Source organism: Acinetobacter sp. IK40 (genome assembly GCF_035615075.1).
GTDB classification, from domain to species: Bacteria; Pseudomonadota; Gammaproteobacteria; order Pseudomonadales; family Moraxellaceae; genus Acinetobacter; species Acinetobacter courvalinii.
Genome location: NZ_JANBOE010000006.1, coordinates 172,992 through 198,143, shown reverse-complemented (window position 1 = coordinate 198,143; position 25,152 = coordinate 172,992). Strand labels below are relative to the sequence as shown.

14 protein-coding genes and 2 CRISPR repeat arrays are annotated in these 25,152 nt (G+C 41.0%); of the genes, 8 read left to right on the top strand and 6 right to left on the bottom strand.

What is annotated here, in order from left to right:
- Positions 1 to 40: 40 nt before the first annotated feature.
- A complete protein-coding gene (cas3f, locus tag MSG93_RS12390) occupies positions 41 to 3,286 on the bottom strand; it encodes a type I-F CRISPR-associated helicase Cas3f (protein WP_324622050.1) in 3,246 nt (1,081 codons plus the stop codon).
- A gap of 123 nt (positions 3,287 to 3,409) precedes the next feature.
- Positions 3,410 to 3,918: a CRISPR direct-repeat array (repeat unit 28 nt; unit sequence TTTCTAAATCATCTATGCGATGAACAAC).
- 278 nt (positions 3,919 to 4,196) lie between these two features.
- On the opposite strand from cas3f, the gene MSG93_RS12385 reads away from it, so the two are divergent.
- Genes MSG93_RS12385 through cas1f form a run of 5 tightly spaced genes read left to right on the top strand, consistent with a single transcriptional unit; the run spans position 4,197 to position 8,911 of the window.
- Positions 4,197 to 5,363 carry a hypothetical protein gene (locus MSG93_RS12385; protein WP_324622049.1) on the top strand — a complete coding sequence of 389 codons (1,167 nt, stop codon included), beginning with the start codon at positions 4,197 to 4,199 and terminating at the stop codon, positions 5,361 to 5,363.
- Positions 5,360 to 6,244, top strand: coding sequence for a type I-F CRISPR-associated protein Csy2 (csy2, locus tag MSG93_RS12380; RefSeq protein ID WP_324622048.1), 885 nt, complete (start codon positions 5,360 to 5,362; stop codon positions 6,242 to 6,244). Before MSG93_RS12385 ends, csy2 begins: the two co-directional genes overlap by 4 nt.
- A 29-nt stretch (positions 6,245 to 6,273) precedes the next feature.
- Entirely contained in the window at positions 6,274 to 7,335 is a 1,062-nt protein-coding gene (csy3, locus tag MSG93_RS12375; protein ID WP_324622047.1) for a type I-F CRISPR-associated protein Csy3, read from the top strand.
- A 2-nt stretch (positions 7,336 to 7,337) separates the two neighbouring features.
- On the top strand, positions 7,338 to 7,946 hold the full coding sequence (locus tag MSG93_RS12370) for a type I-F CRISPR-associated endoribonuclease Cas6/Csy4 (RefSeq protein ID WP_324622046.1): 609 nt from the start codon (positions 7,338 to 7,340) through the stop codon (positions 7,944 to 7,946).
- A gap of 11 nt (positions 7,947 to 7,957) precedes the next feature.
- Complete coding sequence (gene cas1f / locus MSG93_RS12365) at positions 7,958 to 8,911, top strand: type I-F CRISPR-associated endonuclease Cas1f (protein WP_324622045.1); 954 nt, start codon at positions 7,958 to 7,960, stop codon at positions 8,909 to 8,911.
- 97 nt (positions 8,912 to 9,008) lie between these two features.
- Positions 9,009 to 13,779: direct repeats of the CRISPR family, unit length 28 nt; unit sequence GTTGCTCATCGCATAGATGATTTAGAAA.
- Here the strand turns inward: cas1f and MSG93_RS12360 are convergent.
- A complete protein-coding gene (locus MSG93_RS12360) occupies positions 13,780 to 14,811 on the bottom strand; it encodes a LysR family transcriptional regulator (RefSeq protein ID WP_324622044.1) in 1,032 nt (343 codons plus the stop codon).
- 195 nt (positions 14,812 to 15,006) lie between these two features.
- Here MSG93_RS12360 and MSG93_RS12355 point away from each other — a divergent pair, with 195 nt between their 5' ends.
- From MSG93_RS12355 to MSG93_RS12345, 3 genes are read left to right on the top strand one after another with little or no spacing between them, the layout of a single operon-like run.
- The gene (locus MSG93_RS12355; protein WP_324622043.1) at positions 15,007 to 16,230 is read left to right on the top strand and encodes an efflux RND transporter periplasmic adaptor subunit; all 1,224 of its coding nucleotides are present in this window, start codon (positions 15,007 to 15,009) and stop codon (positions 16,228 to 16,230) included.
- Between the two features lie 5 nt (positions 16,231 to 16,235).
- A complete protein-coding gene (gene adeG, locus MSG93_RS12350; protein ID WP_324622042.1) occupies positions 16,236 to 19,415 on the top strand; it encodes a multidrug efflux RND transporter permease subunit AdeG in 3,180 nt (1,059 codons plus the stop codon).
- Between the two features lie 10 nt (positions 19,416 to 19,425).
- Complete coding sequence (locus tag MSG93_RS12345; RefSeq protein ID WP_324622041.1) at positions 19,426 to 20,895, top strand: efflux transporter outer membrane subunit; 1,470 nt, start codon at positions 19,426 to 19,428, stop codon at positions 20,893 to 20,895.
- A 77-nt stretch (positions 20,896 to 20,972) separates the two neighbouring features.
- Here the strand turns inward: MSG93_RS12345 and MSG93_RS12340 are convergent, their stop codons facing one another.
- The 4 genes from MSG93_RS12340 to MSG93_RS12325 form a co-directional block, all read right to left on the bottom strand.
- Positions 20,973 to 21,950, bottom strand: coding sequence for a hypothetical protein (locus tag MSG93_RS12340; RefSeq protein ID WP_324622040.1), 978 nt, complete (start codon positions 21,948 to 21,950; stop codon positions 20,973 to 20,975).
- A gap of 75 nt (positions 21,951 to 22,025) precedes the next feature.
- Complete coding sequence (locus MSG93_RS12335) at positions 22,026 to 22,712, bottom strand: GAD-like domain-containing protein (protein WP_005231493.1); 687 nt, start codon at positions 22,710 to 22,712, stop codon at positions 22,026 to 22,028.
- A gap of 71 nt (positions 22,713 to 22,783) precedes the next feature.
- Positions 22,784 to 23,470 (bottom strand): GAD-like domain-containing protein, encoded by a 687-nt coding sequence (locus MSG93_RS12330; RefSeq protein WP_032880354.1) that lies wholly within the window; start codon positions 23,468 to 23,470, stop codon positions 22,784 to 22,786.
- Positions 23,467 to 25,152, bottom strand: a complete 1,686-nt coding sequence (locus MSG93_RS12325) for a polymorphic toxin type 15 domain-containing protein (RefSeq protein WP_324622039.1) — start codon at positions 25,150 to 25,152, stop codon at positions 23,467 to 23,469. The genes MSG93_RS12330 and MSG93_RS12325 overlap by 4 nt, the downstream gene beginning before the upstream one ends.

The following is a 25,152-nucleotide window of genomic DNA, read 5'->3' as shown; positions in this document are numbered from 1 at the left end:
TTAATAAGTCTATCCTTATGCATAAATGAAAATTTTATATTTAACTTTTTTGCATCACCCCAAAGCCATAATCATAAGACCAAGTCGGTACTTCATCTCTATTGTAAGGTGTTAAAGATATACGGCAGCCTTGCTCAATGGCAATATGGTACTCATCACAATAATCTTGCATGTGTTGTGGATCGAGAGCTAACCATGCTTGTGGTTTAGCAGGAATTTCTTCGAATTCCACTTGATCCCATACCAAACCATATTTGGGATATTTTAAAGTTTTCGTCGCTTTTTCATCTAAACCATACACTTGTTTTTTAACAATCAAGCTATCAGTCCACTCAAACCTATAGGTTTCTTGATAATTACGTTCACGTAAAGGCGTTAAATTGTAAATATTCTCTGTCATGATACTTGCATCGACATCCGACCGAGAAAATAACTGCTCCCCTTGATCATTAAAATAATTTTGGCAAAAACTTCCTATTTGTTGGTCATCATATTTTGCAAACAAACAGTTTACTTGATCAAAACGTAGTCGGGCATTAATGACTAATTGAGATTGATGATCCCACGGTAAAAGTTCACTTAAATCTTGAGGTGAATATGTTGATATATCTGATGAACCATACCCTTCATAGCCAGGGTATACAAATACAGGGCGACGCTGCTTACTGTGTTGCTTACGTTTTTCAATGTCTCGTTGTTCACAATAACGATAATTCCACTGTGGAATCATAATATTGGGTTGTTGTACTTTTTCTAAGCGATGACGGTTCACTCGGCCAGCCGTTTGTACAATGGATTGCACACTTGATGCATCAATAATCGCCCAATCAAAATCATGATCTCGCCCGACTTCTTCCACTGGTGTTGCAATCACAATAAATGGAATATTTAGAGAATTAGATTTTTGAATGAGATCAATCATTTCATTATCTTGCTCGATCTGCTCATTACCCGTTTTTCTTTTTTTACCATCTTTATGGCGTGTTAAAAGCTGATCTAAACGTTGCTCTTTATAAAATCTTGAAATAAGCCAGTCATTTGCATGATAACAAGCGATGTTTGCCTCAGGTAAATGATCTGATAAAAATTGGGCAAGCCGAATTGCATGTTTAATATTGGCAACCCGTATAAGTCCCAAAGAGATTTTCTTTTCGGTCTTTTTAAAATGCCATGCATGCGCTTGATGAAGTTGCTTTACTGCTGCCAATACCGACTGTTTCCACACTAAAACGGTCGTTTCAGGTAATGAAAGCAACTGAGCCAGTCGATGAGTAGGCTTAGAGAGCAAGTGAACTTGTAAATCATCTAAATGCTTTTGATAATTTTCATTAAATTCTGATTTTTGATTTGATCGTTCTAACCAGACCTGCGGTTTAAGTTCATTATCAATAATCGCAATGATTGATTTTTTCTCATTTCCATACAGAGCCGCCCGCATCTGTATACCTGACTCAAAAGCCCGATGAATTGTTTTGGCAACGGTCAGTGATAAGGTTGCCGACGAACAAATCACGTTCCGACTATACAAAGCAGCGAGCTGAACTAAACGCAACACGGCAATCAATGCCTTAGGTTCATAACCATCCACTTCATCTAAAATTAAATCACTACTCATTATTCTAAGTAATGCTTTAACGTGATGTCCTTGTCGATGGGGCTCACCTGCTGCAATCAGATAATCAATGGTTGACACCAATAATGGTGAAGCAAGAATGGTTGTTTCCTTTTGATCTAAAACTTTACGTCCATTTTTTTCAACCGTAAACAATGGATGTAACCATTCAGGTAATTCACAGTCCTCACCCCAAGCATCAAACATAGGCTCAGGATGATTTTCATCTTCATCAACAAACTCAATTTTCTCTTTACTTTGATCGAATAAATTCTGAGTAACAGTATCACCAATAATCACAGCGATTTCATCTTCCGATAGATTCATCGACGTTTTAAGCGCATGCCCAGTCTGCAAAGTTAGAGAACGCAAATTAAGCGCAATTGCTAGTCTTGGGTCATCTGGTCGTAAAGTACAAGCAGCGCGCAAATTCATACGGGTTTTACCACTTCCTGTCCCTGCAATATTAAATACCAGTGCCGGTGTTTCAGGATGCTTTTGTATATTCTTTTGCAATGCATTTGCTGCGATATTTTGCCATTGGAAACGTGGGTGAGTTGTTGGCTGGCAAATGTATTCAACCGTTTGTTCAGATAGGCCAGATAAACTCAAATCAGTCATCATTTGAACTGCGATGCGTGAAGCCCGATTTCCGACTTGGTGTAAATGCCATTCTAGTGGCTGATCTTGTAATTTGGCTTTTTTGTCTGGGCCTATATTTTTAAGCTTGGTATTGGCAAATAACGATATATTTTCAGGTTTTTGCAAAGAATATTGTTGTGCCGAGACAATATGATCGGCATGAATCAGAGCTGCTCGTGAATGCAATGCTAAGGCTTTCCAATACAAAAGCTGATCTGCTTTTTGTTGTGGTACTAATGCGGTTAAACGCTGCATACGTTTTTGATGGCTTTTAAAAATAGAGTCTGGCAACTCAGCTGCACTGGTTATTTGCTCACGACTTGGAACTAATGTACGGACATGATTTTTATAGTGAGGTAACGAATCGAAAGGTGGTTTGTCCTCACCATTAGGCTCAACACCTAATAAGCCATGATGCGTAACAACCAAATAATCGACTGCTTCTAATTCGTTTTGGATTCCCTGTTCAATTTCCTGTCGATCACCTAAAGTAAATTTATCTAAACCTTTACCTAAATTCTTCCAGGCAAGTTGCCAGTCCCATCCATTTTTTCTGAGTTGTTGCAATAATTTTAGAGACAACCATTCATGTCGAATATCATCTCTAATTTTTTGCCCTGCCATTTCTGGACTTAATTTGTTCTGAAAATGTTGTGAGGCCTTACCAATATCATGCATGTCCCCTGCTGCACCTGCCAACAAGCTACTTGCTTTGACCCATTCATCTAGCATCAATAACTTTTGTTGTTTTTTGGTCGATGCAACTGGATATGCACCGTCATAGGCAAATTTATGTTTTGCGCCCACAACCCATACCAGCTTCATTCTTCGTACACCAAAATTAATATAGGCGGCTACCGCAGTTTGTCGGGTGGCGACTTTTTTTAATGCACTACGAATTTCTTTTAAGCCTTCCATGGTCATGGGTGCTTGCCACGACGAATGTCCTGTACGAATCGCATAACTATCCAAGATCGCTCGAGTTTTCTTTAAGGCTCTTTTTTCACAAGCTGAGATCAGAATGACATGCATAGTTTATTGTTAAAATTTAAATGTAGTGAAAATATAATCTTTTGTTTTAAAAAGAGAAAGTTTTAATCTGCTTAATACCAGTTTTTAACGACAGAATATGTCGCCTTAAACATTGAATGAAGTTTTCTAAATCATCTACACGATGACAAACTCTTTGTTGAAGAAAAGAATAAAAGCTCATTTTTTCTAAATCATCTACGCGATGAGCAACCAAAGCACGTCTGTAGGCATCAATAACATCAATTTCTAAATCATCTACGCGATGAACAACGACGATCAAGCCACGTTATAAAAAGACCTGGTTTTCTAAATCATCTATACGATGAACAACTACATCAGCCCCACTAATCAGGCCTTGTTCTTTTTCTAAATCATCTATGCGATGAACAACCGTACCTGTGAACCTGACAGCCTTGTTATCATTTTCTAAATCATCTATGCGATGAACAACTGTTTAACGAATCTAGGAACAAGGCTCACTGGTTTCTAAATCATCTATGCGATGAACAACGACGCGCTCAACTCTTGAGCCTTTGGGGTAACTTTCTAAATCATCTATGCGATGAACAACTTTTTTGAATTAGGGTATTTGTTTTTTATAAACTTTCTAAATCATCTATGCGATGAACAACTAGAGCTCAGTCAAAACAAAACTCTTAAAAATAATAATATAAAGTTTTAATGAAACAAAAACCTTTAAAAAAAGAGTAATAATATAATATATTGAATTATATTAATTTTTCTAATTTTTTAAAATTCAACCTAATCGTCTTAGGCTAAATTTATAAAGCATATAATATTTTCCTTCAATTGTCTCTACGACTTAATTTGTCGCAGATCTCCGCTTCAATACTTTCATTTTTTAAATAATGTGTTAAAAATTGGCTAGATAACAAAAACGGGGAAGATAATGCCTGAACCACAAACTGATATTTTTATAAATGCCTTAGAAGAATCAGTGCACTTTAGTTTAAAAACGATTAACTCCAATATTGAGAAAGGCGGGATTCGTTTAAGTAAACAACAAGCACTTGATTTACCCTATCTCAGTGCTCGAACTTTATTAAATGAAGACTTTCTGATTCCTACTGATTATCAGGCAAATGCAGGTAAAACAGCTTCTATTTTTAAAGTCGTAAAAGCGGCCATGATTAATGATGAGATCAGTTCAGAAGACGCAGAATTTCAACAACAAGTGGAACAGCTCAAGCCATCCATTTCATCTGTTTTTAATGAGCCGTATCAAGCAGGTACAGAAAACATTGATATTCGTATGCGCCAGCTTTTAATTCCAAAAAATGGTGAATATGTTTCAGTGAGTCCACTTACTGCTGCTGGTGTAAATTATCTTGTGAACCAGGAAGTTGATACTGTAAATGAATTACGCAAAGAAAAAGACAGCGAGTTTAACCGTATTCAAACGGCTGTTTTTGGTATAGGTGGAGCTAATCCACAAAATGTCGGAAGCCTAGTGCGTTCAATGCAACGCCCTATTACAGTGGATGCTCCTCAAGCAAGTGAAAAAGTACGTCAAGCTTTAGCAATTTTCTATAACGGATTCACCATAAGGCTATCCCGCAAGATAAAACTGCTTCATGGAACTAAACGGGCAAAAGAAGCGATTAAAGAGTGGTCAGAGATTTTAAATCGCCAGCTTATTATCACCGCGACCAATACCATTCAAAATTGGCATGACCTCGAGATTTTCGCTCCTTCTACCAATCGGGATGTACGAGATCAGGAAGTTATTTTCCTGAATATCCTTGCTAAAGATGTATTAAGACAGGCGACTTTTCAAAAAAATATTTTAGAAGAGGCTGAATCAATTTTACCAAGTATGGAAGAAATTGAGCGTCCTTCATTCTGGGTTCATCCGAGTCTTTCCTTTGTTTTACAAGGTTTGGTTGACCCAGAGCTAAGGGATGATAGCTGGAGAATTAAATTCTCAGATTATTTAGCTAGAAAAATCACCAATGAGACCTTTGATATCGAAATCAATAATGAAACTATAACGATTAGCCTAGATAGCAATGCTGAAGGTTATATCGCCCGCCGCTTACGGGAGATTATTCGATGAGTCGTTATGTCGTTATTCCTCGTATGCGAGTACAAAATGCAAATATGCAAAGTAATGGCCTGTTATTAGGCGGTGTACCTTTATTTGCAGCCAACATGTTTGCACATCATTTGGCAAGACAATTAGGCACTCAAGAACAAGGCATTATTTATATTCATCATGACCAACAGCGTTTAGGTGGGCAAGCCTATGGCCGCTTTACGCCTGCTCAACGTCGTGGTGCCGTGTTTATTGGTAAAAAGGACTATTCTTCTAAAAATAAATATGCGTTGTCTTTACAACCAACTGCATCTTGTCATTTAGAGTTTAGCCTTGTGATTAAATTTAGTAGCTCTCGGATTAGTCCAGAAAAACTAACAAACATACTTAAACGTAGCCGTTTTGCTGGCGGACAAATTATCGAGTTTTTAGACATTACCACCCATGCTGAAAATGAATTAGAAGCAGCCCTAAAGAAAATCAAAACTGGATTTGTCATTTTAGATCGACAAGATTTGCTTATTGAATATCAGCAACGTCAACAAATAAATCGTGTTCAGGCTTTTACCCAACTCCTGGCATTAAAAGCAGATGCGCTTAGAGCTTTCTTTAATGATCAAAATTTAAGTTGGATATCGGCAACTAATTTAGGGTACGCCCTGCTTGAGCCACTTACAGACCAACGGGCTGGTATTCGCCAAGCACAAGATCAGGAAACGACAGCACATGCCTATGCAGAACCGCTTACCGGCATTGTTCAGTATTTTTCTTTAGGTGAGATTCTAAGGAAAAATACTGAGGCTGAGGATGACACTTGGCATAACTTGCAAAAACTATTGTGGACCTACCACTGGCCGCAAGACGACATTTTTCTTTTAAAACAAAATTGCGTTAATGCATAAATCATTTTTGAACATAAGGAATTTTTCATATGACGATTTTTAAGAAATTACCAGGTAGCCTTTCTTTACAACGCGGCACAGTAGTGAGTGATGGCGCATTTTTTAACTTATTTGAAGATGGCAAACAAGAGCCTTTACATGTGATGTATCACGGTATTCGAGGGACTCAAAATGTCGCAGGTAATAAAGAAAAAGGTGCTGCAACAGGTAATTCACTTGCTCGTGAAGTAACCAATATTCAGTTGACCGAATCTGCAAAATTACAACCTAAAGCCAAACTTTTGGTGAAATGGGATTTCCGTTTTATTGACTTGAGCTATGTACTGTTTGCAAGTGCTTCTAAAGCGGGTGCTGACAAAAGCGAAGAATATAATTTCCGCCAAGCTTTCTTAAATTTTGTAAATCGCACCAAAGAAAGCGATGGACTTAAAGAAGTTGTGCGTCGTTATGTACGTAATATCGTGAATGGTCGCTGGTTATGGCGTAACCGCATTGTCGCTGAAAGCATTACCATTCAAGTGACGGCTCAGGACCACCCTGAAACATTGAGTTTTGATGCCCTTTCCTACAACCTCAAGAGTTTTGATCAACCATCTGAACAAGAACAAAAACTAGCAGACATTTTGTTAAAAGGAATTACTGGCGAATCCACAAGTGCAGCATTGCATATTGAAGCGATTGTTGACTTTGGAATGGGTGGTGTAGAAGTTTTCCCATCTCAGAATTACTTGGAAGATAAACCAAAAGGTTTCTCTCGATCTTTATATCAATTAACACCGAAAAGACCAGACCACAAAGCAAATGACAACCAATATCTGGGTCAAGCTGCATTACGGGACCAAAAAATCGGAAATGCGCTAAGAACAATTGATACCTGGTATCCACAGTTTAAAGAAAATGATGAAAAGCCAATTGCAGTAGAGCCTAATGGGGCAAACCTAGAAGGGCAGATTTTCTATCGTGTGGGTAAAGATAAAGTTTCTGCATTCGATATTTTAAAAGAAATTGATGAGCTTGACCCAAACAGCGAAAAAGGTATGTTCCTGATTGCATGTTTAATTCGCGGTGGCGTGTACTCTGAGGGTGAATAATCATGGATGCCAATTACTATCTGGATATCCGTGTTCTTGAATCATCAGATGATACGGATTTAAAACTGGGCCATATTCGGAATCAAATTTACACCGTGATTCATGGTGCATTTCGAAAACTACCTGCACATTACGCGCTTGCGTTGGAGATATCCAATAAATTGAAAGCGAAGCAGGAACAGTTTGAAAAAAAACATGGTCGTTCAGCTAAACCTGACTTTGATATTTTGCGAATTTTTGCAGAAAAACAGGAGGAGTTAGATGGGTTAATCGAGGCAATTAAAGGACACTGGAAAATTCGCGACTATACCGTTTTAGGTGTCGCAATTGCTGTTCCTGCTGCCAAAATTTCTGGTTGGAAAAGTTATCGAAAGTTTCGTATTCCAACTCAGAAAGCTGAACGCACAAAGCTTTCTCATCAAAATGAACCTTTAAGAGATAGACGCTTAAAAACTGCCAAAGGAATGCCCTTCTTTCAGGTGGTCAGCAGTACAGGTCATGGTTTTACAGTGATTATTGATGTGCAGGACAGCGAAAATGCGGGATACGGCTTACCAGACAGTTATGGCCTTGCCCGTAAGGAAAGTCCTTTTGCCCTACCCGTCTTTTAAGGAAATATGATATGAGTCAACTCCGTCAAGAACGCAGCCGCCCTCTTCTGCTTTCAAAGCGTGCCTGCGTATTTTATCTCGAAAGAGTTCGTGTCGTTTTAAAAGATGATCGAATTGTTTACTTGACGGAGAACTCACAACCTGTGGAATATTTTTATAATATTCCCGAGAAAAACACCGCCTTTTTACTCCTTGGCAAAGGCAGTTCATTAACAGATGCAGCTGCTCGGCGTTTAGCAGAATCTAATGTCATGGTTGGGTTTTGCGGTTCCGGCGGTTCCCCTTTATTTTCATCATTAGACTTAACATTTTTAGCGCCTCAAAGTGAATATCGTCCCACTGAATATATGCAAATCTGGATGAAAGCATGGCTAGAAGATGATGCACGCTTACTCATGGCAAAAATATTATTACTCGAACGTATTGCCCTCGTATCACAGGCTTGGAAAAAGAATTTTGATTTGATTCAATCTGGTATTTATATTGACGAAAATGCTTTAAACACATTTAAACAAGATATTGATCGCTCCGAGAATCAACAGGAATTACTTGCTGCCGAAGGACGTTGGGCCAAAGCGTTATATAAACAACTTGCTAAAGGTTTTGGCCTTGAGTTTACGCGTGATGAAGGAAAAAACTCTCACGATACTATTGTTGATATCGCCAACAGTTATCTCGATCATGGAAATTATATTGCCTATGGCTATACAGCAGTGGCTTTAAATGGCATGGGAATTAGCTTTGCCCTCCCTATTCTGCATGGTAAAACACGTCGTGGAGGTCTAGTCTTTGACCTCGCCGATCTGGTTAAAGATGCTTTTGTGATGCCAATCGCTTTTACATGTGCCGCAAAAGGATTAAATCAAAAAGAATTCCGGATGCAACTTATTGAAACCTGTCAAGATCAAGATATTTTGGATTACATGTTTAGCTTCATTACTGACATATGTAGCAAAATCAAATAAAATCATATAATTAAGACTTATACCTCATAACGAAGTATTTTCACTCATTAAAAACTTATATAATTGATTTTAAGAGTTTTGTATTAACTTAACTCTAGTTGCTCATCGCATAGATGATTTAGAAAATTATCAGTTCGATTGATTGTGGGTCGAACGAGTTGCTCATCGCATAGATGATTTAGAAAACTATTTGCCCCCTTTTTCATCTCAATAAGGTGTTGCTCATCGCATAGATGATTTAGAAATAGCTTGCAGCAACCCAATCCAGATGCAAAAGGTTGCTCATCGCATAGATGATTTAGAAATGCAGCAGGTACTCCTCTTGTTGCTTGGTTAAGTTGCTCATCGCATAGATGATTTAGAAATCAATTTTTAAACCATTAATATCAGAATAAATGTTGCTCATCGCATAGATGATTTAGAAAACGCTAAGCTCCGCTACGGATCAGGCAATGACGTTGCTCATCGCATAGATGATTTAGAAAAGTTCGGAAACGGTGAGGCCGATAAGGAAATAGTTGCTCATCGCATAGATGATTTAGAAAAGTTCGGAAACGGTGAGGCCGATAAGGAAATAGTTGCTCATCGCATAGATGATTTAGAAAAGTGCGTCAGTTGTATTCAAATATCAATGGATGTTGCTCATCGCATAGATGATTTAGAAAAATAAAAAGCCCATAAAAAAGCCACGGTGAAGGTTGCTCATCGCATAGATGATTTAGAAACCAAGCCAACGCGAGCGGCGAAGTTTTGGAAAGTTGCTCATCGCATAGATGATTTAGAAAAGGTTGATGAGATGATTTCGTTTGTATCGATTGTTGCTCATCGCATAGATGATTTAGAAAATATCCGAAGTGGTTAAAATTTTTAACCATGTGTTGCTCATCGCATAGATGATTTAGAAAAAGATCAGAGAAGTAGATAGGCAACTTCTTAGGTTGCTCATCGCATAGATGATTTAGAAAATCTCGTGGAAAAGATGGTGTCAGGTTTAATAGTTGCTCATCGCATAGATGATTTAGAAATGGCCAATAGTTCCCCCTGGGAACATGGTTGCGTTGCTCATCGCATAGATGATTTAGAAAATTAACTGCCTGCGAAACGAACCATCCTACCAGTTGCTCATCGCATAGATGATTTAGAAAAGCACCAACAAGTAATTTTTTGAATGCAAAACGTTGCTCATCGCATAGATGATTTAGAAATTTCTGGCATTGCTATTCGCTTAACAATGAATGTTGCTCATCGCATAGATGATTTAGAAAATCTTGAGTTTCAAGGCTAGTGTTATCTGCAAGTTGCTCATCGCATAGATGATTTAGAAAAGAAGATGAAGGTGAATTGATCGACTTTGACTGTTGCTCATCGCATAGATGATTTAGAAAATAAAGCTTGAGCTAGAGATTCCAGCTCCTTTGTTGCTCATCGCATAGATGATTTAGAAAAATAAGATACATTTCTGTATTATTCCAGTTCGGTTGCTCATCGCATAGATGATTTAGAAAATTTACTCCAATTAGATGCAGAACATTATTCAGTTGCTCATCGCATAGATGATTTAGAAATTGATAACCAGTAGCTGACGCTGCACCATATTGTTGCTCATCGCATAGATGATTTAGAAATTCTGGTGATGTATCAGCCGAGGCTTGAATTGGTTGCTCATCGCATAGATGATTTAGAAATTATGACCAAAGCCACTGACGAACAGATTCTCGTTGCTCATCGCATAGATGATTTAGAAACTTGGCAATTTTCGAGTCATGCATATTCAACAGTTGCTCATCGCATAGATGATTTAGAAAGCATTGATCGTTAACATGCTCATCGATATGACGTTGCTCATCGCATAGATGATTTAGAAAATATATTGTTGTTGGCTGCCCGACCACTGGAGGTTGCTCATCGCATAGATGATTTAGAAAATTAAGAGCGCTCCTTAATTTTAGGCATAAAAGTTGCTCATCGCATAGATGATTTAGAAAAAGAGTAAAAATCATGGAACAAGCATCAATCGGTTGCTCATCGCATAGATGATTTAGAAATCCCCATGCTGTAGCTCTTGCATCACTACGCCGTTCCTCATCGCATAGATGATTTAGAAAAGAATGTCCGCGCCCGCTTGGTCCCACGCTACGTTCCTCATCGCATAGATGATTTAGAAAAGAATCTTAATTTTCTATCAACGATGATCTCGGTTCCTCATCGCATAGATGATTTAGAAAAAAGAGCTTGCTGCAAAACACGGTATTAAATTGTTGCTCATCGCGTAGATGATTTAGAAACATCTCATGCGCCGAATTTCAGAAGCTCGCAAGTTGCTCATCGCGTAGATGATTTAGAAAAGCAATTAGCTTTGTGGATCTGGGGGTAAGCCGTTGCTCATCGCGTAGATGATTTAGAAAAATGGTGATCAGATTTAATCTACTTGAAGAACGTTGCTCATCGCGTAGATGATTTAGAAAAATTCCTTAAGTGCGATACGGATCTGTGAAAGGTTGCTCATCGCGTAGATGATTTAGAAATGTCGAACTTACAAATGATTGGGATGATCGAGGGTTGCTCATCGCGTAGATGATTTAGAAATTTAGCACGTGATAGTGCAAGCGAACTATTATGGTTGCTCATCGCGTAGATGATTTAGAAAAGAATGACAAAACTAGATTGCGTGCTAGCCGCGGTTGCTCATCGCGTAGATGATTTAGAAATTCAGGAGGTTTTCTTTTATGCCCTGCTACGGGTTGCTCATCGCGTAGATGATTTAGAAAGAGCCCGAATATCTCTGAACCTCGACCTAGATGTTGCTCATCGCGTAGATGATTTAGAAAATTCTTGGAAATGATCTTCAACTCAGAAATATGTTGCTCATCGCGTAGATGATTTAGAAATATCAAACATTGAGGGCCGCGCCCTTGCATGGGTTGCTCATCGCGTAGATGATTTAGAAAAACTTGAACCGCCATTTGTACTACGTCTGTTAGTTGCTCATCGCGTAGATGATTTAGAAAGTGCTGGATCGGTTGCGTGGACATGCAGGATGGGTTGCTCATCGCGTAGATGATTTAGAAATACTGGTAGAGTTCATCAAACAGAAGATAGTTGTTGCTCATCGCGTAGATGATTTAGAAAATAAATGGATTCATAGTCTGAGGTGCGTTTTCGTTCCTCATCGCATAGATGATTTAGAAAATGGCGCAAACTATGACAGTGAAATCTTTGATGTTCCTCATCGCATAGATGATTTAGAAAAATTCTGGGCGCAGAATGCTGCAGGTCGAATCGTTCCTCATCGCATAGATGATTTAGAAATAATAAATCCATACTATTGATAGAACCAAAATGTTCCTCATCGCATAGATGATTTAGAAAAATTCAATCACCGTACCAGGCGGGCAGCTATTGTTCCTCATCGCGTAGATGATTTAGAAAATAATTACATCGAAATGGCCTTGAAGTTCCTTGTTCGTCATCGTGTAGATGATTTAGAAATTCACGGCGCATATCTTCCTTAGAAGGGATTTGTTCGTCATCGTGTAGATGATTTAGAAAATTGTCTGTGACAGCTTTTCACGCTCAAATCGGTTCGTCATCGTGTAGATGATTTAGAAAATAATATGCATTCATAAAACGTTCGCGCCAAAGTTGCTCATCGCATAGATGATTTAGAAACAATTGGCCTTCCCACTGGGCGCCAGCAAACGGTTCGTCATCGTGTAGATGATTTAGAAACTGAGCGCTTTGATGTTGCAGCTCCAAAAGAGGTTGCTCATCGCGTAGATGATTTAGAAAGGGATCAGGAAATGAATGCATGGGCGCATAATGTTCGTCATCGCATAGATGATTTAGAAATACCTGTGGAATGACATCTTGTAAACACACTCGTTCCTCATCGCATAGATGATTTATAAATCCCACATTGCTACCCAAGCGCATTAAATCAGGTTCCTCATCGCATAGATGATTTAGAAACGCATTCAGCCACAACTGGTGCTGTGATAGAAGTTCCTCATCGCATAGATGATTTAGAAAAAAATTGCGTCTCCATCCACAAATGGCATTAGTTCGTCATCGCATAGATGATTTAGAAAATACTGGTCGTATTATGGTTCATACCGAGACCATTCGTCATCGTGTAGATGATTTAGAAACTGTCCCAACGCTTGAAAATCTAGGCGTAAATGTTCGTCATCGTGTAGATGATTTAGAAATAAAACATGTGTGCAATAATCCTTGTATACATGTTCGTCATCGCACAGATGATTTAGAAATCACAGAAACAGGCGCTTGCTATCATCCCAGCGTTACTCATCGCATAGATGATTTAGAAAATCAAAGCTGCGACAAACAGCAAAAACCAAACGTTGCTCATCGCGTAGATGATTTAGAAATTCTTCCATGACCCAACCAACACCCTCAATGAGTTGCTCATCGCGTAGATGATTTAGAAATGGATCGCTGTCACGTAGTACTGAATGTTGTCGTTCGTCATCGTATAGATGATTTAGAAATTAGAACGCATCCCTGCTGGTCCAGCCTTCACGTTCGTCATCGTATAGATGATTTAGAAATCAATATAATAATGATGTGAGACAAGCTCTCTGTTCGTCATCGTATAGATGATTTAGAAAATATCAACAAGCTGCAAATTCAGGTTAAAGGTGTTCGTCATCGCACAGATGATTTAGAAAATTTCATAACGATGGTAAATACCCTGTCGAGAGTTGCTCATCGCGTAGATGATTTAGAAATCTGACAAGAACTCAGAGTTCATTGAGATTACGTTCGTCATCGTGTAGATGATTTAGAAAACGCCTTCTAATGGTGGAATCTAGTCCAATATGTTGGTCATCGCTCAGATGATTTAAAAATCAAGTCTTTAACGCCCTTGCTTCAGCAATATTATGCTGTTCCACCAAAGTACGAATGGTATATTCATGATTGGTTTTCTGGTCACAGGCAAATTCACATTTTTGATCCAAAGGTAACGCACTCCCCCCAAGCAATGGGCAGCCTGCAAACAGCTCCGCCACCCAGTCAACAAAGACCCGAACCTTTTGTGATAAATGTCGACTCTGCAAATATACTACCGAAATCGGCATCGGTGCAGGCGTCCATTGGGGCAAGACTTCTTTTAAAGTCCCCGCCTCAAAGTGATTGGTCAGCATATAACGTGGTCCTTGAATCAGGCCAAAGCCTTGCAGCGCCAAATCGATATAGGCATCACCATCATTGACAGACACCTGCCCATTAACACTGACACTTTGAATCAGGTCATCGACCACAAAATCCCAGTCAAAATTACGCCCTGTACGACTGGAAAAGAAATGAATGGCTTGATGATTCTTTTGCAAATCCTCAAGTGTTTTCGGTTCACCATATTTTTCTAAATAGCATGCTGATGCCGCTGTTGCACACTGAAAAGTGCCAATACGGCGGGCAATTAAACTCGAGTCCTGTAATTCTCCCACCCGAATTGCACAATCTACCGCCTCACCCACCAAATCCACAGGACGATCATTCATTCCAATGACCAGATCAATATCCGGATAACGTTGATGAAAATCTCTCAACCTTGGAATCAGAATCAAACGACCAATCGAAACGGGAACATCAATCCGTAATCGACCTCGCGGCCCTCGTTCCTCATCATGGAAAGATGCTTCAATATCTTCCACGTCCGCCAAAATTCTCAAGCTACGGTCATAATAGACTGCCCCATCAGGGGTTAGACTCAGTTTACGCGTGGTTCGATTCAGCAGGCGAACCTGTAAATGTTTTTCTAAAGCCTGAATCGTGGTAGTCACCGATGCACGTGGCAGCCCCAGACTATCCGCAGCCAGACTAAAGCTGTTGGTTTCAACCACTTTATTAAAGACTTTCATTGCATGAAATAGATCCATGGGCCACTCCCATTGATGCATTTTTTGGATTTTATGCATCAATTGTTATAAAAATACGAATAGTGTTATCAAATTTAGTATATTTATTCGTAATTGACAAACTTTTATGCTCCTTCCATTCCATAAACCTGTTTCTCCCATACAGACCACAACAAAAAGTCTGAAAACAGGGATTCAAATAACCAGGAGCATCCCATGTCACTTTCCCGCAAGCAGCTGACGCTGTCTGCTGTCATTATTGCTATTTTTGCAACAGGTGGCAGTTTTATTCTCTTCCAAGAAAATGCAGATGCCAAAGCGACTTCAACAACAACTGCGCCGTCAGCGGCAACCGTTGATGTAGCCAATGTCGTCAGTCAAACCATTACCGACTGGCAAGAATATTCGGGACGTCTCGAAGCCATCGATCAAGTCGATGTCCGTCCACAAGTTTCAGGCAAACTGATTGCCGTGCATTTTAAAGATGGCAGTTTAGTAAACAAAGGCGACCTGCTGTTTACCATTGATCCTCGCCCTTTTGAAGCAGAACTGAATCGCGCCAAAGCGCAAATGGCTTCTGCTGAAGCACAAGTCACCTACACCTCAGCAAATCTAGACCGGAACCAGCGTTTAATTCAAAGTAATGCGATTGCCCGTCAAGAACTTGATCAAGCGCAAAATGAAGCCCGCTCAGCCAATGCCAATTTACAGGCCACCAAAGCAGCCGTTGAAACTGCCCATCTAAATCTGGAATATACCCGTATTACAGCCCCTGTCAGTGGGCGTATTTCCCGTGCCGAAGTCACGGTGGGTAATGTGGTTTCCGCAGGTAATGGCGCACAGGTGCTGACCAGTTTGGTTTCGGTATCACGTCTGTATGCTTCTTTCGATGTCGATGAACAAACTTATTTAAAATACATCAGCAATCAACGCAATTCAGGCCAAGTCCCTGTTTATCTTGGTCTTGCCAATGAATCTGGTTTTAGCCGTGAAGGTTATATCAGTTCGATCGACAATAATTTAAATACCACCTCAGGCACCATCCGTGTCCGCGCTACCTTCGATAATCCTAAAGGTGTGATGCTTCCTGGACTGTATGCCCGCATTCGTCTGGGCGGTGGACAACCTCGCTCAGCCATTCTGATTAGCCCAACTGCGATTGGTGTTGATCAGGACAAACGTTTTGTGGTGGTAGTCGATGCGAAAAATCAAACTGCATACCGTGAAGTAAAACTCGGCGCGCAACAAGACGGCCTACAAATCATCAATAGTGGTCTGCAAGTCGGTGATCGTATTGTGGTGAATGGTTTACAACGTATCCGTCCGGGTGATCCTGTCAAACCTCAACTCGTTCCTATGCCGAATCCTCAAATCATCACCGATAACACAGCACAACAACCTCAGCCTACAGAAAAAACCTCAACTTCGGCAAAAGGTTAATCCTCATGAATATTTCTAAATTTTTTATTGATCGCCCGATCTTTGCTGGGGTACTGTCCGTTCTGATTCTACTGGCGGGCCTACTCTCCCTTTTCCAACTACCTATTTCTGAATATCCAGAAGTGGTGCCACCCTCTGTGGTGGTGCGTGCCCAATATCCGGGTGCCAACCCTAAAGTTATCGCTGAAACCGTTGCTTCTCCGCTGGAGGAATCCATCAACGGCGTAGAGAACATGCTGTATATGCAGTCTCAGGCCAACAGCGATGGCAACTTGACCATTACCGTCAATTTCAAGCTTGGGATTGATCCCGATAAAGCCCAGCAACTGGTCCAGAATCGGGTTTCTCAAGCCCTACCTCGTTTACCCGAAGATGTACAACGTCTCGGTGTGACCACGCTAAAAAGCTCACCAACCTTGACCATGGTGGTGCATCTGACCTCACCGGATAATCGCTATGACATGACCTACTTGCGGAACTATGCCGTACTCAATGTCAAAGACCGTCTGGCACGTCTACAGGGTGTGGGTGAAGTCGGCCTGTTTGGTTCGGGTGATTACGCCATGCGCGTATGGTTAGATCCACAAAAGGTGGCGCAACGTAATCTCACCGCGACTGAAATTGTGAATGCAATTCGTGAACAGAATATTCAGGTTGCCGCAGGAACCATTGGTGCAGCGCCCAATAATTCACCTTTACAACTCTCGGTGAATGCACAAGGCCGTTTAAGTACCGAACAGGAATTTGCCGATATTATTTTAAAAACGGCTACGGATGGTGCAGTAACGCGACTCGGTGATGTGGCACGTGTTGAACTGGCCGCTTCGCAATATGGTTTACGTTCATTACTGGACAATAAACAGGCGGTGGCGATTCCAATTTTCCAAGCTCCAGGTGCCAATGCCTTACAGGTCTCGGATCAAGTGCGTAGTACCATGGCGGAACTGTCCAAAGATTTTCCAGCCTCAATTAAATACGACATTGTTTACGACCCAACCCAATTCGTGCGCTCAAGTATCAAAGCGGTGATTCATACCCTGCTTGAAGCGATTGCACTGGTGGTTGTGGTGGTGATTCTGTTCCTACAAACATGGCGTGCCTCGATTATTCCGTTACTGGCCGTGCCTGTTTCAATCATTGGTACCTTCGCCTTGATGCTGGCCTTTGGTTATTCCATCAATGCCCTGTCACTGTTCGGGATGGTGCTCGCCATCGGGATCGTGGTCGATGATGCCATTGTGGTGGTGGAGAATGTCGAGCGGAATATTGAAGCAGGACTCAGTCCACGAGATGCGACTTACCGTGCCATGCGTGAAGTCAGTGGACCGATTATCGCGATTGCATTGACCTTGGTTGCCGTGTTCGTTCCGCTGGCCTTTATGACTGGTTTAACAGGGCAATTCTATAAACAATTCGCCATGACCATTGCCATCTCTACCGTGATTTCGGCCTTCAACTCACTCACCCTGTCTCCTGCGTTGGCCGCCATGTTGCTGAAAGGTCATGATGCCAAACCAGACGTCCTGACCCGTGTAATGAATCGTGTTTTCGGACGCTTCTTTGCCCTGTTTAATCGCGTATTCTCACGTGCCTCTGATCAATATGGCCGTGGTGTCAGCCGGGTGATTTCCCATAAAGCCTCAGCGATGGGTGTGTATGCAGCTTTACTTGGTCTGACCATCGGAATTTCTTATATCGTTCCGGGTGGCTTTGTGCCCGCACAAGATAAGCAATACCTGATCAGCTTTGCCCAATTACCCAATGGCGCTTCACTGGATCGAACCGAAACCGTGATTCGTAAAATGAGTGATGCTGCGCTGAAACAACCTGGCGTAGAAAGTGCGGTGGCTTTCCCTGGCTTATCCATTAATGGTTTTACCAACAGTTCCAGCGCAGGGATTGTGTTTGTGACCTTAAAACCTTTCGCTGAACGCAAAGCAGCCGATCTTTCTGCCAATGCCATTGCCGGTGCTTTAAATCAGAAATACGCCGCGATTCAGGATGCTTATATTGCGGTCTTCCCGCCACCACCGGTGATGGGTCTCGGCACCATGGGCGGCTTTAAACTGCAGCTCGAAGATCGCGGTGCTTTAGGCTATGCCGAATTGAATAACGCAGCACAATCCTTTATGAAGGCGGCACAATCTGCACCTGAATTGGGGCCAATGTTCTCCAGTTATCAAATCAATGTACCGCAACTGAATGTCGATCTGGATCGGGTCAAAGCCAAGCAACAAGGCGTTGCCGTGACCGATGTATTTAACACCATGCAGATTTACCTCGGTTCACAATATGTGAATGACTTTAACCGCTTTGGTCGTGTCTATCAGGTACGTGCTCAAGCCGATGCGCCATTCCGTGCCAATCCTGAAGATATTTTACAGCTTAAAACCCGTAACAATGCAGGACAAATGGTACCGCTGTCTTCTCTGGTCAATGTCACTGAAACCTATGGCCCGGAAATGGTGGTGCGTTATAACGGCTATACTGCTGCCGATATTAACGGGGGTCCTGCACCGGGCTACTCATCCAGCCAAGCCGAAGCTGCAGTTGAGCGCATTGCCGCTGAAACCTTGCCACGAGGGGTAAAATTTGAATGGACCGATCTGACCTATCAAAAGATCTTGGCAGGTAATGCCGGATTGTGGGTGTTCCCGATCAGTGTGCTGTTAGTGTTCTTGGTCTTGGCAGCGCAATATGAAAGCCTGACCTTGCCATTAGCCGTGATTCTGATTGTGCCAATGGGTATCTTGGCGGCACTAACAGGGGTTTGGCTCACAGGCGGTGATAACAACATCTTTACCCAAATCGGCTTGATGGTACTGGTCGGGCTGGCCTGTAAGAATGCCATCTTGATCGTGGAATTTGCCCGAGAACTGGAAATGCAAGGCGCGACCGCATTCAATGCTGCGGTTGAAGCCAGTCGATTACGTTTGCGTCCGATCCTGATGACTTCAATTGCCTTCATTATGGGTGTGGTGCCACTGGTCACATCAACCGGTGCTGGTGCTGAAATGCGTCATGCCATGGGCGTTGCGGTGTTCTTTGGCATGATCGGAGTGACCTTCTTTGGTTTGTTCCTGACGCCTGCCTTCTATGTATTGATTCGTACCCTGAACAGCAAACATAAACTGCATTCGGCGGCTGTGCATGAAGCACCTCTGCACAGTTCACACGATCATTAAGGAGCAGGACATGACAGGATTCAAACCTCACTGGATACGCTCCTCACTCATGGGAAGCCTGCTGCTTGCAGGCTGCTCATTGGCACCGGAATATCAGCCTGCCAAGGTGGTTATTCCACTGCAATTCAAGGAAGCTGATGCTAAGTTGAACGATCCCAACTGGAGCATTGCCCAACCTGCCGATGCACAACCTCGCGGTGAATGGTGGCGTATTTTTAATGATCCACAACTGAATGATCTGGAACAACAGGCAATTGTGGGTAACCAGAATTTAAAGGCCGCATCAGCCAATATTCAGGCCTCACGGGCATTAAGGTCTGCTGCACAAGCTGAACGCTTACCTAGCATCGGCGCAGGTTTTGGGCCAACCCGCCAAAAACCCTCACCTGCGTCTTTAGGACCTGATTCGGATGCATCTACATCTGCACGTACCTTATGGCGGGCACAAGCCAATGTCTCCTATGAACTGGACTTATTTGGACGAATTGCCAGCAGTGTCAATGCGGCGACTGCAGATGTACAGCAACAGGAGGCACTTTATCATTCTGCACTGTTAGCCTTGCAAGCTGATGTGGCGCAGGCTTACTTTCTGATTCGTCAATTCGATGCTGAACAGGCCATCTATACGCAAAACATCAAGTTACTGACCGAGAATCAAAATTTGATCCAAGCACGTTATCGCAATGGTCTCGTCAGTGATCTGGATGTTTCACGTGCGCAAACGGAACTCTCAACCGCCCAAAGCACTGCACTCAGTATTACACGGAATCGTGCCAGTACCGAACATGCACTGGCAGTATTACTCGGGAAAGCGCCTGCTGATTTTAGCTTAGCGATTCAACCCTTGTCTGCTACAGTGATTCGCTTGCCTGCGGGTTTACCTTCGAGCTTGCTTGAACGTCGTCCCGATATCGCTGCCGCTGAGCGTGCCATGGCAGCCGATAACGCCCGAATCGGTATTGCCCGTGCTGCCTTTTTCCCCAAACTTGATCTCACTGGTGCACTGGGTTATGAATCTGCAAGTTTAGGTGATTTAGGCAAATGGTCGAGTCGAACTTTTTTACTCGGCCCTGTTGCAGGCACAATTTTGTCTTTACCGTTATTTGATGGCGGGCAACATAAGGCAGGTGTTGCGCAAGCTCGGGCTAGCTATGAACAAAGTGTGGCCAATTATCGGCAGACGGTGCTGAATGCTTTCCGTGAGGTTGAAAATGGTTTGTCTGATCAGCGTATTCTGGATCAGCAAATTCAGGCACAGGGGCAAGCACTTGCTGCATCCCGACATGCCAATCAGCTCTCACATTTGCGTTATCGTGAAGGCAGCATTAGTTATCTGGATGTGATTGATTCTGATCGGAGTATCTTGCAGCAAGAGCAATTCGCTGCTCAGCTTCATGGCAGTCGAATGATTGCCAGTGTAGATCTTATTCGGGCTTTAGGTGGTGGTTGGCATACTGGGCAAGTAGAGCTGGTACAGTAATAACGTACATTTAGAATAGATTAAAGCCCATCATATATGGGGCTTTTTTAAACTTAAAATTAAATCTTGTTCATTTATTATCTTTCATCATTGTCAGGATGACTGATTCTATCCCATGTTTTTCCATCAAACCGAATCAAGTGCTTATAGCTAAGTACCCAAAGAACTCCATCTTTTTCCTCAACAGAGATGACCCCTTGTATATCACTTAACTCAGGAACGATGGAGTATTCCGAATCTGCATATTTATATAACCCCTGCTCGGAAGCTATGTAAATCATTTCTTGATAAAAAGCTGCATTATAAAAAGTCGAATTTATACTTCTATTTTTTAGACTTTTAAACCCCTCATCTATATTCCCTTCCAGAAGTGTGCCATGTTGCCCAGTAATTAAAATATTTTTCCCATCTCGACATAATGTAATCCCATACAATGCAGAAGTCGCAATTCGATTAACCTCTATCCAATTATTACCATTAAAGAAGGCCATAAACCCAGCTTCTTTTTGTGTTCCACATACGTATAAGGCATTGTTATTAAATCCATTTATATCATAAAAGCATCGATTAAAATCTAAATCATTTTCATATTCTAAAAAGGATAAATCCTGATTTTTCAATTCAATAGGGTCTTCTTCCAATCCAATTCCAATAGATTTCCATTCATTCTGGTTATTCTTATAAACTTGACTTCCATCTCCACAAGCATAAAGATCACCGTTAATTACACGGACATGATTAAATTGCCCATAAATTTTTTCCTCTAATTTATATCTAATTTCTTGATGTTCATTATTATTTTGTTGAAATATCCCAACACCCCCTTCTTGATCAAGTGAAATAATGGAAGGTTCACCCTCTCTAATTTGGTAAGCAACTGAAATAACTTTCCATCCTTCCAAATCCAAACATGACCGGTTTTGCTGTTCTAAATGTTTATAAATGATTGTTTTACTAAAGCAATCCCATGTATCCAATCTATCAACATTTGCTGATAAACAGAAACTATAGGCACTAATAGCGCATCCTGAAGTAAATGTAATAGAATTTTTCATATATTTGATCTAATAAATATAACCATATCATTTTTTAAAAATATAAAATGACATAAAAAAAAGCCCTTACGGGCTTTAATCATCTTTTCCTAGACCTTGCTCGTCCACAAACTTGCCAATGTCTAACATCATTCTTGGCGTATCAAGAGAGGCTAACAATTGTAGATGTGAAATAATTGGTAGCTTGCGTACATTCTCTAGTTTAGCTTCCCCACCTAGAATCAAAGCTGGTTCAAAACCAAACATTTCATTCGGTTTTAATACACCATACTTTTTGACGGCTCTATCAAAAAGAGGTTTATTTTTCCAATCACCTAAATCTAAATTACCTTTTTCTTGAACTATGAGAAATGTTCGAAGCAAACTATCCCATCTTTCATTTTTAGCAATTTCCATTTGTGGATAAATACGAGAAAATATAGATGAAATTGTTAAACAATGACCATGAATCGTACCCCATATTTCTAAATCCCCGAAGGCTGTTCGGGCAATCACAAAGTATTCTTCATGAGAAGGTAGTTCTACATGTTCTAACCAAGCATCAAGTACCCCTTGATAGTCATCAGGATTGACTAACCAAAATAAACCATTACCCCATCCAGAAAAACCAAAAGCTTTCCAATATTCAAGTAACTGATTAGGTAATTTTCCTTTAAACTTAGCTAATATTTCTTCGGAGACGGGGGTAGACTCAATAGGAGGTCCAAACCCTTCATCATTATAGAAGTAGTCAAATGCCTCGTCTATTATAAATTCACTCATTTTCTACCTTTGTAATTTTTCAGGCATACATTTAGAAAATGTTAAACTGGACAAAAAAAGCCCTTACAGGCTTACTCATCTTTTCCTAGACCTTGCTCGTCCACAAACTTCCCTATATCTAACATCATTCTTGGTGTATCTAAAGATGCTAAGAATTGTAGATGTGAAATAATTGGCAGCTTGCGCACATTCTCTATTTTAGCTTCCCCACCTAAAATCAAAGCGGGTTCAAAACCAAACACTTCATTCGGTTTTAGTACGCCATACTTTTTCACAGCCCGATCAAATAAGGGCTTATTCTTATAGTCTTTAAAATCAAATGTCTTCTTCGTCGGGGTTGAAATATAGTTACGTAGTATGAAGTCTTCCTCACCCTGTTCCATTTTTTCCATATTTGGAAAAATTTGCGAAGTGACCGAAGAAATTTTTAAACAGCGACCATGTATCGTCCCCCAGATAATAAGATCACCAAATGCACTACGACCAAAAACAAAATATTCTTCATGTGGAGGTAACTCTATATGCTCTAACCAAGCATCTAATACATCTTGATAGTCATCAGGATTAACTAACCAAAATAAGCCATTCCCCCAACCAGAAAAACCAAAAGCTTTCCAATATTCAAGCAGTTGATTTGGTAGTTTGCCTTGATACTTTTTAAGAGTTTCTTCTGGTACAGACTCTACACAAACTGGCGGTCCAAAACCTTCATCATGATAAAAAATTTCAAAATTTTCATCCATTATAAACTCACTCATTTCTTACACCTTTCCAGTTTTGCATTCATTCCTGTCGAACTTCTTTCACTTACAGGAACTTTTGCTGCCGCTTCATCTAATGTTTGAACCCTGGTTTTCCATTGACTACCAATAGAAGAATTGACATTCTTTAGCCCGATTGCTTTAGTATCCACTTTATTTGCCCCACCCACGATCTGATCTGGGTTATGTAAAGCAGCCATTTCATTCATAATTCGACCAGACTTATCTTGGGCCATTTTCTTTGCTTCCCTAGCACCAACGCCCTGTTTCTCATACTCTTTCTTATATTTCTCTGTTAAACTTTCTCCATATTCTTCTCTAGCTGTAGCTGCTGGTACACCACCACCACGACCCTCTGTATCAAAAGCTTTTCGCCCTTGTATATAGTCCTCTACACTCATCTCATTGAGACCTTTTTGCTGATTTGCCAACTGCCAGTCAGTCTCTTTATTTAAGTATTCTTCAGTCGCAAGACTGTTACTGTCCTTAGGATAGTTTTCTTTAATCATCTTATCTGCATTTTTTCTTGCAGAAGATGTATTAACCGGATTAAAGCATTTTACCTTTGTCTCAGGCATCTTCTTGGTAATCGGCTCTTTCACTTTTGGCTGATGTACATTTTCAGGCGTCTTAGTACCTGATGCACTTTTATTAGATGCGCCTGCTGTATGTACTACATTCGCTTTTGCAGTCTGAGGGTATGAAGGTCTAACCGTTTGTGTTGGTGTAGGAACGGGCTTTACCTTGGTTCCAACTGTAGCATAAGCAGGTTCATACTTGACCGATTGCTTTAATAAGTCCTGTAAATGTTCGTCAAACTCTTTAAAGCCCTGTTTAATTTTGATCGCTGATTTCTGAATCATTGAAATTAAAACCGCTTCAAATCGCTCCATTCTTAAGTAAATAGATTTGGCCCATCCTAAGCCCATCCAATTGATCTTTGCGCCGTAACTCAACAATGACTTAACACGTTTGACCAAACCAAGTAATTGATTAAGTATCGAGGTAATAATATTCGTAACAGCGCTAGCGTAATCTGAGTACTTTATCCTCTTCAATGTTGGAACTACATTGCCCTTCATAAAGCCATTGAGCTTAGAAATAATCGTTGCTAAATGAGGCGTTCTTTTAATAAGAAAAAGTCCTACACACTTAACAACATTTCCAATTTCGCTTCCGATAGCCCCACCAAGAACACCACCAGCTCCTGCACCTGGAGCGGCACCAACGCCTCCAAAAAATGCACCTCCAGCACCGCCTGTTGCAGCACCTGTCGCGGCAGTCGCACCAACTAAAACAAACGGTAGCAAATAAACAGCTAAAAGCATCCACTCCTGTACTTCATCTTGTTTCTTTGGATCATTTAGCATCCTCATGATAACCGCGATCGCATCTCGGGCACTAAATACAAGAACCGTCCCGGGAACAAAACCTGCGAGCATTTCAGTTACAATGACAGAAACAGGACGTTCATCTGTATTGAATTCACCATAAATGAAACTTTTAACCCAGCTTTGAGCGCCATCCAATGACTTACCATATTCTGCGATAAGTTCATTCAGCTCCTTCTCTACCCATTGTGCGGTTTGATTAAAATTGGATTGCAAACCATTGATAGATTGATTAAAGCTTCTCTGAAGCTGATTTTGGTAACCACTAAGTGTCTGTAACATATCCAT